The following is a 3883-nucleotide window of genomic DNA, read 5'->3' as shown; positions in this document are numbered from 1 at the left end:
AGCGCCGCCTCGAGCGCGCCGGCGAACGTGAGGCGCGCGCGCGGCTGGCCCTGGACCCGCAGCGCCTGCTCGCCACGTGGCCCCGGCGACGGTCGGAGCTCGAACGTGCCGCGGCCCGCCTCGACCGGGCCACGGGCGCCGTGCTCGCCGTGCGCCGCGCCCGCCTGGACCATCTCGCGCAGAAGGCGCAGTGGCTCGATCCCGCACGCCAGCTGCGGCGCGGTTGGAGCCTGACCCTGGACGCGCACGGCCGATTGCTGCGCGACGCCGCCGCCGTCGCGCCCGGGGACCGGCTCGTCACCCGGCTGCAAAGCGGGCAGATCGTGAGTATCGTGGAGAGCGCCGGCGACGCCGGCCGGGACTGAGAGGAGAACGACATGCCTGCGAAGGATAAAATGACCTCAAAAGACGAGACGCCCAGCTTCGGCGAGGCGCTGGCCGAGGTCGAGACCATCCTGGCCCGCCTCGAGAAGGACGAGATCGACGTCGACGAGCTGTCCGGCGAAGTGAAGCGCGCCGTGGTGCTGGTCGACCTGTGCCGCGAGAAGCTCCAGCGCACCGAACTGGAGGTCCAGGAGTTCACGGCGCGCCTGCGCGAGGACCGGTCGGCGCCAGCCGACGGGCAGCCCGGTCGCACGTGAACGCCGCCGATCTCCCCCTGATCCGGGTCCGCGACCTCTGCCGCGACTACAGCGTCTCCCGCCGCCGGGAAGGCGTGCGCGGCGGCGTGGTGGACCTGCTGCGTCCCCGCCGCGAAACCCTGCACGCCGTCGACCGGGTCAGCTTCGACGTCGCGGCCGGCGAGATGGTCGGCTACATCGGGGCCAACGGCGCCGGCAAGAGCACGACCATCAAGATGCTCACCGGCATCCTGACCCCGACCTCCGGCACCGTCGACATCGGCGGTCTGGTGCCCTGGCGCGACCGGGGCCACTACACGCGCCACATCGGGGCGGTCTTCGGGCAGCGCACCCAGCTGTGGTGGGACCTGGCGGTGGTCGAATCCTTCCGCCTGCTGCAGAAGATCTACGAGGTGCCGGACGCGGACTACCGCCGCCAGCTCGGCCGCCTGGACGAACTGCTGGGCTTGGGGGAGTTCCTGCACCAGCCGGTGCGCAAGCTGTCCCTGGGCCAGCGCATGCGCTGCGAGCTCGCGGCGGCGCTGCTGCACTCGCCGCGCCTGCTGTTCCTGGACGAGCCGACGATCGGCCTGGACGTCGTGGCCAAGGAGAGCGTGCGCACGTTCCTGCGCGACATCCGCGAGAGCCAGGGCACGACCGTGCTGCTGACGACCCACGACCTCGGCGACATCCAGCAGCTCTGCCGGCGCGTGATCATCATCGACCACGGCCGCGTGCTCTACGACGGGGACCTCGAGGGGCTGCGGGCGCGGGTCGACGACCGCGTCGCGCTGCACGTCGAGCTGCGCGAACCCGTCCCGAGCGCGGACCTGGCCGCCGCGACCGCCGGCCTGCCGGTGCAGTGGCGCGAGGCGGCGGGCCTTCTTCACGTCGCCGACTTCAGCCGGCGCGACGTGCGCGGCGCCGAGGTCATCAAGAGGGTCGTCAACGCCCAGGCGGTCCTGGACCTGCGCCTCGCCGAGCAGAGCATCGAGGAGATCGTGCGCGGCATCTACCGCCGCGGCGACGCCGGGGAGCTGTCGTGATCGGGGCCGGGGCGCCGGCGCTCCCGCGCTGGCGGCGCGGCCGCGCGGCCAGCGTCGCCCTCTACCTGCAGTTCGTGCGGCTGGCCTTCCTGAAGATGCTGGCCTACCGGCTGCGCTACTACACCGGCGTGGTCAGCTACACGGTCTTCGTGGCCGGCAACTATTTCCTGTTCTCCGCGATCTACGCCAGCCGGCCGGAGGGCGCCGAGGCGGCGCGGCTGGGCGGGCTGACGCTGGCCCAGATGATCGCCTACGTGATCCTGAGCTGGGCGGGGCGCAGCTTCACCTTCAACAACATCGACCGCACGCTGAGCTGGCAGGTGAGCAAGGGCGAGATCGCGGTGCAGCTGATCAAGCCCCTGCACGTGCAGACCATGATGCTGAGCGAGGCGATGGGGGAGGCGGCGTTCCGCTTCCTGCTGTTCACGCTGCCCATCCTGGTGGTGGTCATCCCGCTGTTCGGCCTGGCCCCGCCGCCGCACCCGGCGCTCTACGGCTGGACGCTGCTGAGCTTCCTGCTGGCGCTGGTGGTCAACGCCCAGATCAACTTCCTGGTGGGTTGCCTGGCGTTCTACCTCAAGAACGTCTCGGGCGTGGTGCGCGCCAAGATGATCATGATGGAGTTCCTGACCGGCGTGCTGGTGCCCTTCACTTTCTTTCCCGGCTGGGTGCAGACGGTCGTCGCGTGGCTGCCGTTCCAGGCCGTGAGCTACGTGCCGGTCATGATCTACCTCGGCCAGCGCCCCGGCGCTTCCCTGGCCGGAGCCCTGCTGCTGCAGGCCGCGTGGGCGCTGGGGCTGTCCGTCCTGGGCCGCTGGTTCTGGAACCGCTCGGTCCGCCACGTCACGCTGCAGGGGGGGTGAGATGGAGCCAGCGACGCCCGGGAGACCCCTGCTGCCGCGCCGCGAGGACGGCCTGCGACGGCGGCTGCACGAGCCGTGGCGCCAGGCCGCGATCTTCGTCGCCTACTTCGCGCAGTTCATCAAGTCGCGGCTGGCCTACCGGGTGGATTTCCTGGTCGACATGACGGCCAACCTCGTGTCCCTGGGCGTCCAGCTGCTGGTGCTGTCGGCGGTGTTCAGCAAGGTCGAGAGCCTGCGAGGCTGGTCGTACGACCAGGTGCTGTTCATCTACGGCTTCAGCCTGCTGCCGCTGGGGCTGTTCAACCTGGTGAGCGTGAACCTCTACGGCTTCAGCGAGCAGTACATCATCGAGGGGGATTTCGACCGGATCCTGCTGCGGCCCGTCAACCCGCTGGCCCAGATCCTGTGCAGCAGCTTCGGCACCGGGGGGATCAACGAGCTGATCCTGGGCGGTGCGGTGATGGGCTACGCCGGCTCCCGCCTCGGCCTGGACATCGGCGTGGCCGGCCTCGCGCTGCTGCCGCTGCTGGCCGTCTCGGCTGCGCTGGTCTACACCGGCGTCTTCCTGGGGCTGACCGCGCTCTCCTTCTGGATGGAGGACCGCCTGGGCCTGGCCCCGCCCGTCTACAACGTGATCCGCTTCAGCCGCTACCCGGTCACCATCTTCAGCCCCCTGGTGCGGCTGCTGCTGACCTTCGTGCTGCCCTTCGCCTGGGTGGCCTTCTACCCGGCCGCCTGGTACGTCGGCGGCCCGCAGTGGGAGCGCGTCGCCCTCTTGACGCCCGCGGTGGGGGGGCTCACCTTCGGGATCGGCTACCTGACCTGGACCCGCGGCGTGCGCCGCTACACGAGCACCGGCAGCTGAGGGCCGGCCGGAACCCCGGCCCTGCACGCGGGGTTCAACGAGCTTCACCTTCACGGGGGGAATCAGCCATGGCGACGAGTCGGTGTGCGGCGGTCCTGTTCGCGTTCGCCTTGCTGGCCGCCTGCCCCTCGCCGGCGTCGGCCGGGGACTGGGCCGGGCACTACGGCGACGTCCTGCTGAGCTTTACGCCGGGTCCGGAAGCAGCGCACGTAACGCGCCGCGACTCCCTGCCCGTGGTGGGCACCCTGGTCGATCTCTACGCCCTGCTCGCGGTGCCCGAGATCGTCCGCGCCCGCGGCGAGCAGGTGCTGACCGTGGGCGGGATCGAACTGAAGCTGACGGTCGACGGCGCCCCCGGCTGGAAGGTGCTCAACCAGGAGATCAACGGGAAGCACATCAACGTGGGCCCGGAACCGGGCACCGTGACGGCGGGGCTGTTCCCGGGGCTCACGTTTCAGGACGGCGTGGTGCAGGTCGTGCACTGGGTGG

General features: G+C 70.9%; 6 protein-coding genes. All 6 read left to right on the top strand.

What is annotated here, in order from left to right:
- On the top strand, positions 1 to 365 hold a 365-nt coding region (locus Q7W29_07215), incomplete at its 5' end, for an exodeoxyribonuclease VII large subunit (GenBank protein MDO9171601.1).
- A 12-nt stretch (positions 366 to 377) separates the two neighbouring features.
- The gene (gene xseB / locus Q7W29_07210) at positions 378 to 641 is read left to right on the top strand and encodes an exodeoxyribonuclease VII small subunit (GenBank protein MDO9171600.1); all 264 of its coding nucleotides are present in this window, start codon (positions 378 to 380) and stop codon (positions 639 to 641) included.
- Entirely contained in the window at positions 638 to 1666 is a 1029-nt protein-coding gene (locus Q7W29_07205) for an ATP-binding cassette domain-containing protein (protein ID MDO9171599.1), read from the top strand. Before xseB ends, Q7W29_07205 begins: the two co-directional genes overlap by 4 nt.
- Positions 1663 to 2529 (top strand): ABC-2 family transporter protein, encoded by an 867-nt coding sequence (locus Q7W29_07200; protein MDO9171598.1) that lies wholly within the window; start codon positions 1663 to 1665, stop codon positions 2527 to 2529. The genes Q7W29_07205 and Q7W29_07200 overlap by 4 nt, the downstream gene beginning before the upstream one ends.
- Before the next feature lies 1 nt (position 2530).
- Positions 2531 to 3394: an ABC-2 family transporter protein gene (locus Q7W29_07195; protein ID MDO9171597.1), complete on the top strand. Its 864-nt coding sequence runs from the start codon at positions 2531 to 2533 to the stop codon at positions 3392 to 3394.
- Positions 3395 to 3462: 68 nt separating this feature from the next.
- A partial coding sequence (locus tag Q7W29_07190; protein ID MDO9171596.1) for a hypothetical protein occupies positions 3463 to 3883 on the top strand: 421 nt, incomplete at its 3' end.

The organism is bacterium, assembly GCA_030654305.1.
Taxonomy (GTDB): domain Bacteria; phylum Krumholzibacteriota; class Krumholzibacteriia; order LZORAL124-64-63; family LZORAL124-64-63; genus PNOJ01.
The sequence above is the reverse complement of the archived record's forward strand: the minus strand, read 5'-3'. Positions and strand labels throughout refer to the sequence as shown.